18 protein-coding genes and 1 pseudogene are annotated in these 17,124 nt (G+C 34.4%); 12 read left to right on the top strand and 7 right to left on the bottom strand.

Annotation, left to right across the window (positions count from 1 at the left end; all coding sequences use genetic code 11):
- The first annotated feature begins 126 nt into the window (after nucleotides 1-126).
- Entirely contained in the window at nucleotides 127-657 is a 531-nt protein-coding gene (locus tag ACFSO7_RS08735) for a sigma-70 family RNA polymerase sigma factor (protein WP_377876917.1), read from the top strand.
- A 6-nt stretch (nucleotides 658-663) separates the two neighbouring features.
- On the top strand, nucleotides 664-1,653 hold the full coding sequence (locus tag ACFSO7_RS08730; RefSeq protein ID WP_377876916.1) for a DUF4179 domain-containing protein: 990 nt from the start codon (nucleotides 664-666) through the stop codon (nucleotides 1,651-1,653).
- A 274-nt stretch (nucleotides 1,654-1,927) separates the two neighbouring features.
- On the opposite strand, the gene ACFSO7_RS08725 is transcribed toward ACFSO7_RS08730, so the two are convergent.
- The 3 genes from ACFSO7_RS08725 to ACFSO7_RS08715 all read right to left on the bottom strand — a co-directional run bounded on the left by ACFSO7_RS08725 (nucleotide 1,928) and on the right by ACFSO7_RS08715 (nucleotide 5,267).
- On the bottom strand, nucleotides 1,928-3,142 hold the full coding sequence (locus ACFSO7_RS08725; protein WP_377876915.1) for an amidohydrolase family protein: 1,215 nt from the start codon (nucleotides 3,140-3,142) through the stop codon (nucleotides 1,928-1,930).
- A gap of 6 nt (nucleotides 3,143-3,148) precedes the next feature.
- Nucleotides 3,149-4,231 (bottom strand): hypothetical protein, encoded by a 1,083-nt coding sequence (locus ACFSO7_RS08720; protein ID WP_377876914.1) that lies wholly within the window; start codon nucleotides 4,229-4,231, stop codon nucleotides 3,149-3,151.
- A 484-nt stretch (nucleotides 4,232-4,715) separates the two neighbouring features.
- The gene (locus ACFSO7_RS08715; RefSeq protein ID WP_377876913.1) at nucleotides 4,716-5,267 is read right to left on the bottom strand and encodes a cysteine hydrolase family protein; all 552 of its coding nucleotides are present in this window, start codon (nucleotides 5,265-5,267) and stop codon (nucleotides 4,716-4,718) included.
- A 121-nt stretch (nucleotides 5,268-5,388) separates the two neighbouring features.
- Between ACFSO7_RS08715 and ACFSO7_RS08710 the strand changes: the two genes are divergently transcribed.
- From ACFSO7_RS08710 to ACFSO7_RS08670, 9 genes are all read left to right on the top strand, one after another.
- Nucleotides 5,389-5,829 carry an Lrp/AsnC family transcriptional regulator gene (locus tag ACFSO7_RS08710; protein WP_377876912.1) on the top strand — a complete coding sequence of 147 codons (441 nt, stop codon included), beginning with the start codon at nucleotides 5,389-5,391 and terminating at the stop codon, nucleotides 5,827-5,829.
- 503 nt (nucleotides 5,830-6,332) lie between these two features.
- On the top strand, nucleotides 6,333-6,935 hold the full coding sequence (locus ACFSO7_RS08705; protein WP_377876911.1) for a class I SAM-dependent methyltransferase: 603 nt from the start codon (nucleotides 6,333-6,335) through the stop codon (nucleotides 6,933-6,935).
- Nucleotides 6,936-7,150: 215 nt separating this feature from the next.
- The gene (locus tag ACFSO7_RS08700; RefSeq protein ID WP_377876910.1) at nucleotides 7,151-7,555 is read left to right on the top strand and encodes a DUF1259 domain-containing protein; all 405 of its coding nucleotides are present in this window, start codon (nucleotides 7,151-7,153) and stop codon (nucleotides 7,553-7,555) included.
- A 210-nt stretch (nucleotides 7,556-7,765) separates the two neighbouring features.
- The gene (locus tag ACFSO7_RS08695; protein ID WP_377876909.1) at nucleotides 7,766-8,155 is read left to right on the top strand and encodes a DUF5661 family protein; all 390 of its coding nucleotides are present in this window, start codon (nucleotides 7,766-7,768) and stop codon (nucleotides 8,153-8,155) included.
- Nucleotides 8,156-8,413: 258 nt separating this feature from the next.
- The gene (locus ACFSO7_RS08690; protein ID WP_377876973.1) at nucleotides 8,414-9,406 is read left to right on the top strand and encodes a zinc-dependent alcohol dehydrogenase family protein; all 993 of its coding nucleotides are present in this window, start codon (nucleotides 8,414-8,416) and stop codon (nucleotides 9,404-9,406) included.
- Between the two features lie 356 nt (nucleotides 9,407-9,762).
- Nucleotides 9,763-10,212, top strand: coding sequence for a hypothetical protein (locus ACFSO7_RS08685; protein WP_377876908.1), 450 nt, complete (start codon nucleotides 9,763-9,765; stop codon nucleotides 10,210-10,212).
- Between the two features lie 255 nt (nucleotides 10,213-10,467).
- Nucleotides 10,468-11,025, top strand: coding sequence for a sigma-70 family RNA polymerase sigma factor (locus tag ACFSO7_RS08680; RefSeq protein ID WP_377876907.1), 558 nt, complete (start codon nucleotides 10,468-10,470; stop codon nucleotides 11,023-11,025).
- Nucleotides 10,991-11,995, top strand: coding sequence for a hypothetical protein (locus tag ACFSO7_RS08675; RefSeq protein ID WP_377876906.1), 1,005 nt, complete (start codon nucleotides 10,991-10,993; stop codon nucleotides 11,993-11,995). Before ACFSO7_RS08680 ends, ACFSO7_RS08675 begins: the two co-directional genes overlap by 35 nt.
- 471 nt (nucleotides 11,996-12,466) lie before the next feature.
- A complete protein-coding gene (locus ACFSO7_RS08670; protein ID WP_377876905.1) occupies nucleotides 12,467-12,646 on the top strand; it encodes a hypothetical protein in 180 nt (59 codons plus the stop codon).
- Between the two features lie 274 nt (nucleotides 12,647-12,920).
- Here the strand turns inward: ACFSO7_RS08670 and ACFSO7_RS08665 are convergent, their stop codons facing one another.
- Nucleotides 12,921-13,406: a DinB family protein gene (locus ACFSO7_RS08665; protein ID WP_377876904.1), complete on the bottom strand. Its 486-nt coding sequence runs from the start codon at nucleotides 13,404-13,406 to the stop codon at nucleotides 12,921-12,923.
- Between the two features lie 382 nt (nucleotides 13,407-13,788).
- Between ACFSO7_RS08665 and ACFSO7_RS08660 the strand changes: the two genes are divergently transcribed.
- Nucleotides 13,789-14,316 (top strand): hypothetical protein, encoded by a 528-nt coding sequence (locus ACFSO7_RS08660; RefSeq protein ID WP_377876903.1) that lies wholly within the window; start codon nucleotides 13,789-13,791, stop codon nucleotides 14,314-14,316.
- On the opposite strand, the gene ACFSO7_RS08655 is transcribed toward ACFSO7_RS08660, so the two are convergent.
- The 3 genes and pseudogenes from ACFSO7_RS08655 to ACFSO7_RS08645 all read right to left on the bottom strand — a co-directional run.
- On the bottom strand, nucleotides 14,313-14,477 hold the full coding sequence (locus tag ACFSO7_RS08655) for a hypothetical protein (protein ID WP_377876902.1): 165 nt from the start codon (nucleotides 14,475-14,477) through the stop codon (nucleotides 14,313-14,315). The two genes, ACFSO7_RS08660 and ACFSO7_RS08655, sit on opposite strands and share 4 nt — an antisense overlap.
- Nucleotides 14,478-14,722: 245 nt before the next feature.
- A complete protein-coding gene (locus ACFSO7_RS08650) occupies nucleotides 14,723-15,670 on the bottom strand; it encodes a methyl-accepting chemotaxis protein (RefSeq protein ID WP_377876972.1) in 948 nt (315 codons plus the stop codon).
- Nucleotides 15,668-15,805, bottom strand: a pseudogene (locus ACFSO7_RS08645) (HAMP domain-containing protein); the annotation flags it as partial. The gene ACFSO7_RS08650 and the pseudogene ACFSO7_RS08645, both read right to left, overlap by 3 nt.
- Nucleotides 15,806-17,124 lie beyond the last annotated feature (1,319 nt).

The raw sequence follows: 17,124 nt of genomic DNA, 5'->3' as shown, positions 1-17,124 counted from the left end.
CATCTTCTGATTTCAAGTTTCCGTTGCCATACTTTTTTTAAAAATTTTTTTAGATTTAGATAGGTTTGAATAATATCTGACGTATTAATAGGCAGGTACCGAATAACTAATGAAGGAGAGGTTAAATTGAGGGTTACTAACGATAACGTTGTACAACAAATAAAGTTGAAAAATGAAAAAACAATATCCTATCTTATGAAGACACACGGTGGTCTAATCCATGCTGTTATTCGAAGATATCTGAACGGAAATCAACAAGATATCGAAGAATGCTTTTCAGATGTATTAGTTTCTATCTGGTTCCATATTGATTCATTTGATTCTTCAAAAAATGAATTTAAGCAATGGATTGTTGCGATTGCCAAATATCGTGCCATTGATTATGTGCGTAAGTCCATTAAATTAAAGCAACATATCAGTAATAAGGAATTGGACGATAGAATTTTGAGTCCATTAAGTTCAGAGAGTCTTGAACTATCAAGTTTGTTTAAAGAACTTACTGATACCGAAAGGACAATTTTCAAAAAATATTATGTTGAGGGTGTTACCTCTAAAGAAATTGCCAATGATTTTCAAGCTAAGGAATCCTGGGTGCATAATAAGCTCTCAAGGGTTAGAAAGAAATTAAAAACAATTCTATTGAAAAACGAGGTGTAATGAGAGATGTCCATTTTTAACGATTTGAATGATGTAAAGTTAGATTTAAGCGAATTTAATGATCTTCCTCTATCAGAGTATGAACAAAAACGGATTTTAAAGAAAGTACGAAACAAAATCCAACCTAAAAAACAAAAGAAAAAATGGTTGGGCGTAGGTGCTGCAGTGGTTGCAACTTGCACGCTTAGTTTAGCATTAACCATTGATAAAGGAACAATTGCCAATATGCTGTTTGTTAGTGAACCTATTGAAAAATATATCAATCAAATTGATACTCCCGACTATGCATCTTATAAGACGGCCATTGGAGAAACGAAAGAAAACTCACTTGGAAAATTTACATTAAATGAAGTGATGATTGATCACAAAAAAATCTTATTTAGTGCAACATTTGAGCCAGTAGAGGGAGTAAAGTTTGATTATCAAACTTTTATTAAACCGACTGTAAAAGTGAATGGAAAAGAATATACGGTAACAACAGGCGGGGAAGCTATCAAATTAAATGAATCCATGTATACAATATACAGTGATGTTGTTTTAAGTGAAGAGATTAATACAAAAGAAGTAGATATTGACATTAGCTATGGTACCATAAGGTATCATTTAGAAGATGAACAAATAATTGAACAGCCTTGGTCTTTTGATGAAACAGTAACTCAGGTTAATTTGCTAGCTGAGAAAAAAGTATTTGAATTGAATAAAACCATTACTTTAAACAACGGAGAAATCGTTACAATTAATAAAGTAGTTACAACTCCTATTTCAACAGCCATCTACTACGATTTATCACAAAGCACAAGTGAGGATATTTATTTTCATATCCAAACTGAAGAGGATAAACCAAAAGAATATCCTATGGAAGCTTTTACATCAAATGAACGGGGTGATGCATCAATCATACGGTTTAACGGATTAAACATTAAAGGCGGTAAGTTTTTTTTAGTCGCACAAAATTCTGACCACGAAAATTTAAGCAGCCCAATTCCTATTAATTAGATTTTGTATGTATACGGGTAAGAATTTTATAAAAATTTTATTTGAAGACAGATAAAAATTTTGAAGAAAAAGATCTGAGTTGGAAAAAACCTCTACTTTTCACTGATCTCTGACTGTTCCTATGCTTCTTCCGGTTATCGAAATAAATACCATCTTCTTGAAGATTACATTCCGTTATTCGAGTACAACAAACTGAGGGCACTGAAAAGTCCTCATAATAACTGAGAACCACCCTTTCCTTCAAACTTTTTGACGGAAAGGGTGGTTTAAGTACCTAAACTAATCGATCAATCACTTTTACCCCTCTATAAAACACTTTATTTATCCTTTCCACTTCAGTTATCTCCAGTCCTGGAATCCCTTCGGTTACGATAAAATTAGCCTCAAGTCCTGGAAGAAGTCTCCCAAACTGATGCTCTTTCCCTAAAATTTGGGCTGGGTTGGCAGTCAGTAAAGCGAGAATGTCATTTTCGTCTATTTCACTTTTTAATAGTTCCATAGCAGGCTGGGCAATTTGCATGAGAACATCAGGACCCTTTAATGATTGGTTACGAAATGGTAACCAGGGAACATTAGGGTAGGGCGGCAAATACGAATCGGTTGAGATCGAAACGGGAATGTTTTTCTTAACGAGCCGAACGATTTCTTCAGGTGAGTTTGGTCTTAAGTGAGTACCACCCATCGGAGTGGCCACAATCTTTACTCCCTTTTCCGCCGCTTTTTCGATCTGAATATCCGTGATACCGTGGGCATGGTGCAATACATTAAATCCAGCGACCAGCGCGAATTCAATTCCTTCCTCACCAGCAACATGGCAGCCAATTTCCTTGCCTTGTTGATGAAAAATGTGAACAATCTTCTTTAATTCCTCAAGCGTAAAGATGATTTCTCCAGCTCGAGGCACGGTTTCTTTTGTAAAATTGGCTGGTGTCGCATTGATAAAAATATTTTCCCCAGGGTAATCGCTGTGCAGGGCCATTTTTTCAATTAAGTAGACTTCCTTTAAATCGTTTTGTGCAAGCGCTTGCGACTGGGTAATCGAGGTAAAATGGGCTAACTTCTCAAAACCAATGGAAATACTCGTTGTCGCAAAGGATATATCCATTGGAAAATCGGCAACGGATTCTCGATAGTCTTCGATGGAAAAATCACATAGCGGGTGACCGCAGATTTGCTCGCCCAATGCCGTGATCCCAGAGGTTAGGGCTTGAAAAAGGATTGCTTTCCCAGCTAGGAAGTGGGTTTGGGATGTTACAGGATAAAGGGAGGTCGGTGCAAATTCAAGTAAATGGGTGTGGCAATCGACCAACGATGGTGTGATGACAAATTCGGAGTAATCGAATACCTCGACAGCCGGATATTGCTTTTGTAACATTTCCAAAGTCCCAACCGCAGCTATTTTTTCATTCTCAATTAACATTGCTCCATTTTCGATGGATCCCAACTGACTCACTGTGACTAGTTTTTTTCCTCGAATGATATATTTCATGATAGATCACACTAAAAATGGAGTTAACCAATAGCCTAGAGCACAAGCCGTAATTATTCGAATCACCATCCCAATCACTGCTGCCACCAATGCTTCACGTTCATTCAGGCTTGAGGATTCGGCCCAAGTCACAGGCACTTGCCCGAAAATAACTGACAGTGGTAAGCCGGAATTAGCTAGTACGAACGATCCAACGATTAAGCGAGGATCAATGGAGTTGGCGAGTTCAGTCAGCTGAGCAACGGCTAAGGTAGGGGCAGCAAGTATAGAAACAATCCCCGTTCCAGGTTCAATACTTAAGAACGTAAGCACTGATGATAAGTTGGATTCAATAAAGCTCCACACCCCCACAAATTTTAAAGCCCCGATGAAAAAGAAAACGGCAGCTACAGCGGGTATGATGATTAAAAAGAGAAGCTCAGCTCCTTCTTTTGCCGATGAAAAAATGGTCTGCATAAATGAAGTAGTCGGAGTAAACCGCGGTAATTCTTCAAGCTCAACTTTCTTTGTGTCACGATAGATGGTTCGGGAAAGAAGGAATGGAACGACAATGATCGGAAGAAAAATGGCGATTATCACAAGCGGGAAGGCATTGATGTGAAAGGCAGATAAAGCAATGAGTCCAAGGACAAATGTCGCAAATGATTGGGGGGACTGAATCATCGTAGCGATAGCAATTTTCTGTTCCGCTTTCGTAGCATTGGCTTTCACTAGAATCGGTCCCGCAATTTTTCCAGCGGCATTTATATCCCCTAGAATATTATAGACACTCGGAATGATCACCGAAGGATTAATTCTAAACAACTTCATAATCGGTACAAACAGTCGAATCAACCCATCCGTAAATCCTAGCCGTTCCAATAGCCGTCCTACAATCACACTAACAATAATGGCAATCCCCACTTCACTCGTTAAAAAGATATCCACCACAATCGGTTTAACTTCTTTAATAATGGTATCAAACAACCTGGATAAGGAATTAGGGGCAAATAAAAGGAGAATTAAAGAACCAAAGACTAATAGAATCCCGATGATTTCCCAAATGCGCCAAGATGATCTTGAGGACGTAGAAGCTTGCTCCTTTTTCATCTTGATAACCTCCAGACATTTATTATTAGATTATGTCTGGGTGGGGAGGGTGTGCTTGGCTGTCAACTACCTTATTTTTTGATTTCTACATAATTACACTCTTTCATCAGTAAAACAAAAATTTATCATAAAACATTCAGCATAATAAAGAAAATAGGTGATGTTTTAATGATTTTTATTGGATTAAGGGTATTTTTTGATAAAATGACATACATAACTATCTGGGGTTCCCAAATACAATATTATGTTGAGGAAATGATTAACAAATAAACAAAAGGGAGCTCAATTATTATTGAGGATCTGGACGAGATTGCGTTTCATGCGCTTGTTAATGGAATTAATAATCTATTAATGTTTGACAAATAGTTTTCAAGAACAGAAGATATAACGTATAAAGATTAAAATCAGTTTATCATCTGTAAAAATGGGAGCTATTTTATGAACAACTCCCATTGATATTTAATTTTTACTATTCAAGTTTATGTTAGTTCTGTTTTAAGAAATCCTCGGTCGAAATGACATTGGCATACATGCCATTAAGAGCACTAACAAACGCATAATGAACTTGTTCAGCTGGGACTGTTCTTTCTTGATAAGATAAGTCCCTTGTCGCACATGCATCTTCAATAAGTGTAGTTTCAAAGCCAAGATCAACTGCAGCCCTTACTGTTGCATCAATACACATATGCGTCATCATACCTACAACCACAACCTTGGTTACACTTTTCTCTCTTAGTTTGCTTTCTAATTCAGTCTTCAAAAAACTGTTAGGGAAATTTTTAACGATAATGTTTTCGTGTTCTAATGGTAGAACCGTTTCATGTAGTTCAGCTCCAACTGTATTTGGAAGAAAGAACCCTATTTCTGGGCTACTTGCAATATGCTGAACATGAAAAATATTATCTTTGTTATTTTGTCTGAACCAATCAAGAACTTTAGCGGCATTAGCGGCTGCTTTATCAGGATTGCTTAACTCGAACTTTCCATTTGGAAAATAATCGTTTTGTATATCGACAATGATTAAAGCTGTTCTCATTTTATCCACCTCATTAAAAAATTTTTATTACAAGTATGATGATATTAAATATAATGACTTCTATCGATACTTTGATGAAACACTTTTAGTTCAAAGCATTTCATGGTGAAAGGAATTAATTATGGAACTTGATAATATTGATTTTCAAATCCTTCAGTTACTATCAGAAAATTCACGTATACAATGGAAAGACTTAGGTGAACAAATTCATATGACAGGACAAGCAGTCGGAAATCGTGTTAAAAAACTTGAGGAAAGTGGGGTAATTAAAGCCTACACTCTACTAGTAGATGAAATGAAATTGGGGCTAACCTTTACAGCTTTCGTCATAATTTATATGAAAACAGCAAACCATGATTCGTTCATACGTTATATTAATGATCGAAATGAGGTAGTTGAAGCTCACCGAGTATCGGGAGTAGGTTGTTACCATTTAAAAATAAAGGTTAAATCCCAAGAACAATTGAATCTTTTACTTAATGAACTTCTCAATCATGGGAATTATAGTTTGAACCTTTCCATACAAGAAATTAAAAAAAGTAATCCGTTGACGGCAATATAGTAAAATTCATGTATTATTAACGGTCAATTGGTTATAGGTAAAACTGTCAAAGCAAAAGCTTTGACAAGCTAGATCATATACTTTAACATATACCCATAGGGGCATTATAATCATTCTATAGATGCAGATGCTAAAAATAAGAATGGAGGTACTAAAATGATCAAAGTAACACATGCTGCAATTTCAGCCATTAAAAGTGAAGTTCAAGATGTTTTCGATGAGGGTAAAAAACCGCTAATCCGCTTTTCAATGGGCATTGGCTGAGGGGGCCCTCAGCTCCGACTGACTCTGGAAGAGTCAGCTTTAGAAAATGATGAAATGACTGAACAGGATGGAATTGGCTTTTTAGTTAATGAAAGAGATCAGGTTTATTTTAATCATGTAAAGATAGACTATGTAAAGACAATATTCGGAGGCGGACAGTTTACCGTGCTTCGAGTTTAAGAAAAGGGGCTATGTTAGCCCTTTTTCACCTCTTCGATTATGACTAAAGGGAGTATATGATGAATAACGAATGGAATAATCGCTTTCAAACTGAGAATTATCTTTATGGTACAGATCCCAATGTATTTATATCCGAAATGCAGAAAAAACTTGGATTATCAGGAGATGCTTTGGCAATTGCCGAAGGGGAAGGCAGAAATGCCGTTTTTTTAGCCGAGCAAGGAATGAGGGTGACTGCTTGGGATTTTGCCGAATCAGGGCTTCAAAAAACGAAGAAGCTAGCCGAGATCAAAGGGGTAAATGTTCAAACAATGCTTGTCGATTTAAACGAAGCTGTCTGGGAAACAGAGAAATGGGATGAAATTGTTTGTGTTTTTGGACACTTTCCAAAGGAAACACGTAATAAAACACTTGAAGGAGTAAAAAGAGCAGTAAAACCTGGCGGCTATTTTGTATCCGAAGTATATTCGATCCATCAACTTCCCTATAAAAGCGGTGGACCCAAGGAAATCAGTTTTCTCTATTCTCCGGAAGAGTTCCTACAAACCTTTTCGGATTGGCGAATTGTTCATTTCTTCATGGGTGAAGCTATACGACATGAGGGGGAATTGCATACTGGCTTAGCACATGTTATTCAATTTGTCGGCCAAAAACTGGAATAAACTTATCTAATTGATTTAATGGAATTAAGAAAATAGTAGAACCGGTAAATATAGCTATGATGAATCAAAACTAACCTAATACTTTACTTTATTTTTTTATCTTTTTTAATACCCGTTCAGGTATATGAATAGAACTTAGCGTAAATACATGAATTTCTTCATATTCCATGCCTCCATTAAATATATACTAGGGAATTAAAAGGAGGCTCAATTATATGAATAACTTTCATTCTATTTGTGAACAATTTGCTAAAATTCTTTATGGAAAGAGCACCATAAACCAAGATTCTTGTTCTGTATCATTACGTCGCAATTTTAATGTAATTGTTCAAGGACGCTTGAGCGGGTCTGTCGTTCCAGCAGGGGTCTCTTTTGAAGCATTGGATCAAAGCGGGAATGCGTTATGCTTGGCTGAAATTGCGATTTTAGAAGATGAGATTCCCCGCTTTATGTATTCGATTGTCCAACAAGGATTGATTGTTAGTGCCTTGCATAATCACTGGTTATATACCGAGCCTTCAATCATGTACATCCACATCCAATCTGTTGAGCCTCCATTAAATTTTGCGAAAAAAGTAGCACACTCATTTTCAGTTTTAAGCAGTTATCCTGTAGTTTAAATTTATTTCACTAGCTGGTAGTTGTTTGAAATGGGCAACAAAATGGCTATTTTTGCATTTCTTTAACGTTATACAAGAGGTGTAGGTTAGTTTAACTAGCTAAGTAGTATTTTTGTTGAAATCACTAGTCGTTTAACTTTTGAAGACATGCTAATTAATTAGGTAACTAAAGTATATTGATGATAACTACCTTTTTAGGAGCGATGTGTTTTGTACTACAATAATAATCCGTATTTGAGACACTTCATTAACCGTTATGACTATGGTTCGAAACACCTATATCCATATTCCGGAATTGAGAGCTGGTATACAAATAATCGTTTAACAAATAGAGTTAAATCCTTTTCCAAAAAGGAAGCAGCAGCAATCGCTTTACTTTTAGGCATTGATTTTAATAAAAGTATGTTTGATTTAGATGAGTTTTGGAGGGGAGTAAATACTGAGCTTGAACATGGAAAAATATTCAGTCAAACTAATGTTACAGACGATGATCCTATTGTTACTGGGAAAATTGCACTGGCTCATCTTAATGAATTTCCTGATTATTACAAAAGGTTAAAAGTACTTGAGGAAGAAGCAAAAGCCTATTGGAACAAATGATTTAGCAAACTCAAATGATAAGAATAGCTTATGTTTGTAAGTGTGTTTGTAAAAAATTGTATTTATTCTAACGGAATGTATTAAATTTAAGATAAATTAAATGATTTAAGGGTTAAGAACTTATTGAAGTTACTCCATTAAATGGCGCTTTTCAGAAAAAAGGAAAGCGTCTTTCTTTATGAAATGGGCTATTTAATGGAGTAAGCCTTTTCCAGTGATATAATGAAATAAATCTAATATATTTCGAGGAGACTTATAATTTTGAATGCAACATGTATTAAATTCTATGAATTTGGTAGTGCTAAAGATGTTTTAAAAGTTGAGTCTAAAAGTATTGAACCAGCAAAAGAAAATGAAGTCCTTGTTCGAATGTTAGCTCGCCCTATCAACCCCTCTGACTTAATACCGATCAGTGGCTCTTATTCTCACCGAATGTCTTTACCTAATATTCCTGGGTATGAGGGAGTAGGTATTGTAGAAGAAGTAGGTCCTTTCGTTTCTAAAAATCTTATTGGTAAACGTGTGTTACCTTTGCGTGGGGAAGGTACATGGCAAGAGTTTGTTAAGACATCGTCGGAATTTGCCGTTCCTATTCCTAATTTTATTGATGATTTTACAGCATCACAAATGTATATTAATCCCGTTACAGCGTGGGTGATTTGTACGGAAGTTTTAAAATTAAAACCAAATGATGTTTTATTGGTTAACGCATGTGGATCGTCTATTGGGCATATTTTTGCACAATTATCAAAGATTTTAGGTTTTCGATTGATTGCAGTGACTAGAAATAATAAATATACAGAAGATTTACTTTATCTCGGTGCTTCCTATGTGATAGATAGCTCTAAAACTTCGCTTTATGAAACTGTTATAGAATTAACCAATGGAATGGGTGCAAATGCTGCGATTGATTCCGTTGGAGGTTCATCCGGAAACGACTTGGCATTTAGTGTGCGTCCTAATGGGAACTTTATCACCATCGGTCTTTTATCAGGGAAACAAGTAAACTGGGCAGATATTGTAAAAGAGGCAAGGGTGAATGCAAATATATTTCATTTGCGGAATTGGAATCAAAGTGTCTCGGTAGATAAATGGCAAGAAATTTTTAATCACATAATAAGATTAGTTGCTGATAAAAAATTGCATTTGATGAAGGTAGATTCTAAGTATGACTTGTCGGAAGTAAAAAAAGCTATTGATGTTGTTGAAACTTCTAAAATAACTAAAGGGAAAGTATTTTTAACTAGCTAGTCAGTAAATAATCATTAACTATTTTTAGGTCGATCTAGTTAGTAAAGGAGTTATAAACAAGATGATTTCTTTAAGAAGTGTTCAAACTAAAGACTTAGAACAGTTGTTATTTATTGAGAATAAAGCTTGTGAACTATAAGATTAGAAAAATTGAATTATGTTATTTTGTTCCGCTGGCATTATTGTTAAAAACCATGTCCTAATTCTTCACTAAAAATAATGAGGGATTAGGTCTTTTTTATTTTTCAAAACATTATCGTTGTAAAAGTGGTTTCTTGCTGATACCCTATTGGTAATAAATGGTAATCCCGTGTCAAAGGCATTCTTAGGCTTTGATATCAAAGAGGGGAGATAAATTGACCAAGAAAAAAAAGTATATACAGAACCTAATAATTCTTCTTTGTACCATAGCAATTATCGGTGCAATATATTATTTTCGTCCTTTAAGTGCAAATAATGTATTTCCTGAATTGGAAAATGTAGAAAAGGTAACTTTCGTAGTGCGGTTTGATGAAAAAAAAGATACTGAGTTTAAAAATATCGAAATTATAGAAGAAGTGGAATATTTCATAAATTTGTTAGAGATGACCAAGTATCGAAGGGTTTATGGTGAGATGAACATCCAAAGTCAATCAAACGCGTTTGATATTTTAATAGTTCATAATTCGAACAATTATTCAATTGTTATAAACAATAGAGGATATGTTGTTGTAGATGAAATGCATAGTGAGAAAAAATATAAAATCTTAAGTTCCAAAAACGACACTTTGATAAAATTAATTGATGAGATGCTAATTGGGAAATAGCGATTATAAAATTCTTCTTCAACTATCAGGTGATATCCTTAAATAAACACAAAATCGAAATAAGCTAACTGTTTAGAGAATGTACTTAACATATTAACAGCAGGCTGCCAGAAGGTAGCTTTTCTTATTGAACTAAATGGGGAGTTCACTTCATGCCATTAAAAGACTTTAGGAAAAATTATTTACAATTTGAACAATAACGAATATCTCATTCGTCTAAGTAATGGAGAAATTAGAAAGGAGGTAGAAACATCTATGGAAGAAGAGCTAATCAAAAAGAAAATTATTTCCGATCTAGTGGAGCAGTATGGGCAAAGTATAAACCGTCTAGTATACACTTACGTAAAAAACAGCCATGAAACAGAAGATTTAACTCAAGATATATTCGTAAAATGCTATCAAAAACTAGATCAGTTTTCTGGTGGCTCAAGTTATTCCACCTGGTTATACCGAATTGCGGTGAACCACTGTAAAGATTATATTCGGGTTAATACGCTAAGAAGAGCTAAGAAGTCTATTATTGAGCAATTTACACGTAGTTACGAACAAACGACCGAAGAACTAGTAATCAATAAAAGTAGCCAAAACGAATTAATCCATCTAGTGCTAACACTCCCAGAAAAATATCGAGCTCCTATTTACCTACATTACATAGAAGACAAACCCATTTCTGATGTGATGGAAATTTTAGGTTTATCTAAAAATACAGTTTATACACGATTAAGACGTGGTTTAGACAAATTGAAGAAACTATATCATATGGAAGGGTTGAGTTTTTGTGGATATTCAAAAGGAATTGAAGGAAACCACTAAGATTTTAGACGAGTTGGTACCTTTTACAAATGAGGCCAAAGAACATATTTTCTTAAAAATTGAGACTAAAAAGATAAACCGTCGATTTAAAATGCCCGTCGTTAGGTATAAGCTAGGTGTTACTTTTGCAATCGCTTTGATTTGTCTTTCAATAGGTGTTACTGTATCTCCAATCGCAGCTCAATATGCAGAGCCCATTATTAAGCTCTTCCATAAAGGAAAAGAAGTAGCTGAGGTTAAGACACATCACCCGATAACAGATCAAATTGCATCTGATCTAGATATTGAAAAAGAACTTGAAGAAATAAGAAATAATACCAAGAATGGAGAAGTTAGAGCGGTTTATATTAGAGAAAGTAATCCTGGGGTAATGAGAACAGAAGGAAAACCTTATAATTTAACAACAGTAATCCAAAAACCGGTTTCTATAACAAGTTTAGAATTAATAGAAAATGAAATTAAGATTAAAACGATTGAAGAATATACCTATCTACCTTTACGTAAGGATCAGTCTGATTGGCGAAAAGGAGAAGATATTAAACTGCCCCGTGAAACCATCAATGAGTATCAATTTAGTGAAGGTAGCATTTCATATAGAATAGGTGAATATGATAGTGAGTCATTGGTGGAGGAAGCCAAAAGAACTGGAAACCCAATTGTTATAAAAGACCTGCCAGTAACTGATGAAGTATCCGGATTGTGGTTTAAATACAAAAATAATAACTCAAACTTCACTCTTTGGTTAACCTTTGGTCAGCAAGCAGACGGAATGGAATTTCCTGATTTAGATAAAGTGGTTGAAGTTACTAAAATAAATGTAAGAGATTCGGAAGCTGTATATATTAATCATGGTGATTCTAAAAGTATTACTTGGATTGAAGAACGAGATGGTAAAAAAACGAAATATTTCCTATCTAGCGAAACCTTAACAAAAGAGGAAATGCTGAAAATTCCTGAGAACCTCTTCTAAGAAGGTCCTTCTGAAAATGTACAAATATGAAGCAATCAAGCTTTTGGTATTCCTAAAAATTGGCTTTTCAATTTTACTATGTTTTTAATAATCGATACGAAGTGTTTTGACACAAAAAAGAAATAAACGTTATGTAACTAACGGAGAGCTATCCTTCATAAGCAGGATCTCATTAAACCAAAAATAAACAAGTTTTTATACTAACTTGTTTATTTTTGGCTTATTTTCATTCCTTCAGGAGTAAAGAAGCAGTTTAGTTGAAGATTGATTTAACTAACGAAGGCATGAGTTTACTTAGACAGCGATCTGCGCTTGCAGATCGCTATTTATTTTGTTAGGAACTAATGGACATGTTAGTTGGAAATGCAATTTTCAGAATATTAATGGTTTAAGGGAATAACCTTTTCAATGAAGAATAGACATTAACATATAGAAAAGAGATGCAAGTTCATAGAAAATGGGGGTTGGGGTATGAAAGAAAGGAAAGCAGAAAAAAGATTTAATGTTCCAGTTGGTTCTAAAAGTACAATTACTTTTGGTTCTGCTTTAGCCATTACAATATCTTGGAGTATTCATAAATCAGTTCTCTGGGCAATAATTCACGGAATCTTTAGTTGGTTCTACGTTATTTATTATGTTTTGACTAGGTAAGACTTTTGGTCAAATTATATAAGAATTTATGATTTTTTAATTTACATAATTATAGGGAGCTTAGATTCAGGAGGATTTAGCCCTTTTTTAAGTTTAAAATTGAGTACTATTGAGGAAATTAGGTTAACCTTATGCAACTAACTAGGATCTTTTGTAGCACAACCGGATCGTGTAATGCGATCTCTTTTTTTATGGAACTAAAGGGCAGTATAGTGTAACAAGACATAAAATAAAGCTTTGGATAGACGATGATGTCCAAAGCTTTTTCTTAAAATCATAATGTTTTAACTTGCTCGATTTTTAATCCGAAAATTTGAGGAGGTTCAATTTTGTTTATTTGCAAATAACTAGAGATTTGTCCGCGATGATGGATTTCATGTTCTGGAATTGCCATAAGTATTCTCCAAACACTAACTTCATGACCATGAAGGGTTAAAACCTTTTTTGTCAATGCATTGTTGTCAACTTTTAATAGACCCTCTGTTAATTTAATCTGACATGCCTCTAAATAATTTGAAATATCCTCAAGAGAAGCTCCCTTACTAGTATCATGTCCTGTGTATGTCCACGAACCATGTTCAAATATACCTAGAAACATTAACCGAGATGAGGCGATATGTCGTAATAAATCACCTGTAGAAAATTTATCTTCAGAAGGCTTCCAATCTAGGAGTTCATTAGGTATTGCTTTTACATATTGCATCGTTCGTTTATGAATCCCATCTAAATATTTTACATATTCCTTTATATCATGAATCATGTTTCCACTCTCCAATTTTTCAGACTTTTATTACTTTATATTCTTAATTCAGTGGAAATAATCCTTTAACGAAACCATTAGCGACTGATTTTGTTATTCAACTAAAGAGGCGGGATAGTTTAATAAGAACAAAAAGGAAATAAGAAAAAAAGTAATTAAGTTGTGGTTTTATAAATAGAATCTTTTTTAACTGTGTAAAAAATGGGTTTGGTTTGAAACAAATTGTTCAAATTTAGGTGATAAACTTAATACAATGGGATTATATATAATCTTTGGAGTAGGAGGGAAACGCTCTATAAGTTTGTTAGAAGCACATTTTGGTAAGGGAACAATTATGGAGGTGTAGCGAGTGAATATATCTTAGTTTATTCGGTTGACTGCTTTGTGTTCTATCATTGCAGGCATACTCACTGTTTCTTTATCCTTATGGTATAACATTTCGATGGATGCGTTTGGTTCATATGTGGATTTAATTAGTATGCTTTTTCTCGTATTAGGACTCGTTGGAGTGTATCTATATCAGGCGAAAGAATTTGGTACAATTGGTTTCATTATTTTCTTATTAACTTTCTTCGGTGCTATAATGTGGGCAGGTCATGCCTGGGTGGTTTCCTTTATAGTACCTTTATTAGAAAAATCTGATCCAGCAATTTTAGAAAATCCTCCCTCATTGTTAATGACTTGTATTACTCTTTCATTGTATCCTTTCTTTATTGGTCTTTTATTATTTGGTCTTTGGACTACAATAAAAGGTGTCCTTCTTCGTTTGCCCGCTATTCTACTTATCATTGTAACAGTACTTGATTTTATCCCAAATGGATCTTTTATTGCACAACCACTTGCAGGCGTTGCCATACTTTGGCTTGATTATTCAATCGGGAATGGCACAAAAACTTCTGTAAATATTTAAATTAAAAGTGCAATTATATATTTACGAATTTCATTCAAACCGTTCGTTTTTTTATAATGATAATGGCTCCAAACCGTGAAAAACTCTACGATAGATGCGATTCTTCTAAAACGAAGGATCGCTTTTTCTTTTAATGCACCCGTTTGTTTAGTACATCTCATCACAATCTTGCATTCAGATCATTCGCCTACTAATACCTAACACAATTAACCTAATCCGTTACTAGAAAACGTTACCTTGATTTAGTCAAACATCCATTAAAATGCTTTCACAGTATGAAAATTGTACGAGGAAACTTAAAATACCTGATGCTAAAGTGCCATTAAATAAAATGAGGTACTAATCCTTCACGGAAAAGTACCTCGGTTTTCTATTTCAATTAGTATGTGATTTCATAAAATTTTACTTATAATGAGAATTTATTGACGACCTCTTGAAGTTCATCTGCAAGCTTCGATAAAGAGATAGCTGAACTTGCTATTTCTTCCATTGAACCCAACTGTCCTTGAGAAGAGGCGGCAACTTGTTGAGAGTTCGTGGCTGTTTCTTTTGAAATAATCGCCATCTCTTCTACTGCAATACTAACTTTGGTAGAATTCTTTGACATCTCATTACTTATCATCGTCATGTTATTAATTTGTTCAGAGACCTTTCGAAGTCCATTTATTATAGCTGAAAAACGTTTCTGCATTTCATCTCCTAGCTGAAGCCCATGATTAACATCCTGTTTCACTAGGGCCATACCAGAAACTGATTTTGAAATGTCTTGATAAATTAAACTTAACAAATTTGATATTTCACTTGCCGAAGTTCCAGCCTGTTCTGCCAGTTTCCGAACCTCGCTAGCAACTACCGCAAAACCTTTACCATGTGTTCCAGCCCTTGCTGCCTCAATTGCCGCATTTAAAGCAAGTAAATTAGTTTGTTCCGATATATCTGTAATCATTTTTACAAATGAATTTATTTCTCTAGATCGATTTGAAAGTGCTTGTATGTTTTTGTCCGATTCATTAACTGATTTATGAATAGAATGAAGTTGCTGAACGGTTTTTTGAACAGCAATTCCTCCTTCTTTAGCTTCGTTCATGGCATGATTAGAAGTGGCGGAAATGGTTTGAGCATCTTTTGTCACTTTTTCAATGCCGATTAAAATTGCCTCTAATTCTATTTCACTTTGTTTAGCTACCTTGCTTTGCTTTTCAGACCCACTTGCTACGGTTTCTATTGTAACAGCCACTTGTTCACTAGCATTCGAGCACTGTTCCGTACTTGCAGAAAGCTCTTCCGCAGAACTAGCAAGGTGAACGGTAGTGTCTTTTAATTGGCTAATGATTGCATACAGATGGTTTTTCATCTGATTAAAAGTTAGAGTTAATTTTCCAATCTCATCGTTTTGGGAGGAATCAATGTCTATTAATTGTAAATTTCCTGATGCAACTTCCAGTGCAGAGTTCGAAAGAACCACTAAGCGCCCCAATGTCTTTTTCATCATGTAAATTAACCCAACTAATAAGATTAGAGAAATTAAAATGGAAGAACCAATAGAAAGTTGTATAGCTTTATGTAACTCTTGATTCACACTCTCGAGTGTAGTTGTTGCGATCTCTGTATTTGTAAAATAAGGCACAGTATTAATAGTTAAATATAAAACATATGGAACTGAATTTTGAGATTTTACAGGAAAATAAATATTTGCATTGTTTCCTTTAAAATTTATTTTATAGGTACCTGATTCAAACACCTGTTTTATATGTGAGTCGTCAATAATTGATCCCTTGTCCCAGATTGATGGGTATTCTTCCTTTAAATTTTCAGTTAAAACTGTGTTAGCAGTGTCTACTAGGTATATCGCTTCAACCCCATTTTGTTCTGTAATGTATTGTTGTAAATTCTTTTCAAACGAGGTTGCGTTAACAGCCGTTTGAACAATTCCTTTTCCATCAAGGCGAGGGATCGCCATAAACTTAAATATCTCACCTGTTTCTACTTTAATTTTCAAAGTTGATGGTAACGACATTGCTTCACCATTCAAAAGCATTCGATAGCCATCCCAAATAGAAAATAGATTCATCCCCACGGCACTTGTCTCTGTGGATAAGGTAAAGTTCCCAGAAGAATCGGTCAGGTAAAGATCACTCATTCCTGTTTGATTATTTATTCGTTCTAAATCAGGAAGTGTGAGGGAACTAATACCATCCTTTCCTTGAAGTAAATAGGCTGCATTTAACATGCTCTTATCTATTTCCGATTCAGTAGTAACTACAGAGTTAGAAATCATTGAGGAAATCTCCATGAGTTGTCTTTCAACGTCTTTGTTTGAATTGTCAGTCATAACACTTGTAGTATTTTCAATCTTATGTTGGGTTTTACTTTCTTGGATATAAAGAATTGTTGCAAATAATCCAACTAATATAGAAGAAAACAACAAAATCATAATTGTAAATTTGCTTTTAATAGACATATATTACACCTCCAAATGAAATTGTGACTCTAGTAATTATTTCAATTTCGTACTTTTATTATGAGGTTATTTCAGGACCTTTGCTCTATTAAAAAATCGCCATTTTCAGACAATAACTACAATCACTTGACAATTCACGACAGATTTTAAGGGATAAGTAGTAATTCTGTATTAGAAATGATGACTTCTTATCAACTGATATATAAATAGTGAAACTTTTAGACTAAAAACTACAAAGGAAATGTATTAGTTCATTTCTGAATTACGTGTATTATACTTTACTAAAATAAATAGCTAATCTCCTTGTTGAAGATACAAAACAGTAAGTGGTTATTAACTATGTTTTA

The organism is Bacillus sp. CGMCC 1.16607 (assembly GCF_042683745.1).
In the GTDB taxonomy this organism is placed as follows: Bacteria; Bacillota; Bacilli; order Bacillales; family Cytobacillaceae; genus Pseudoneobacillus.
This window is presented reverse-complemented; position numbering and strand designations above follow the sequence as displayed.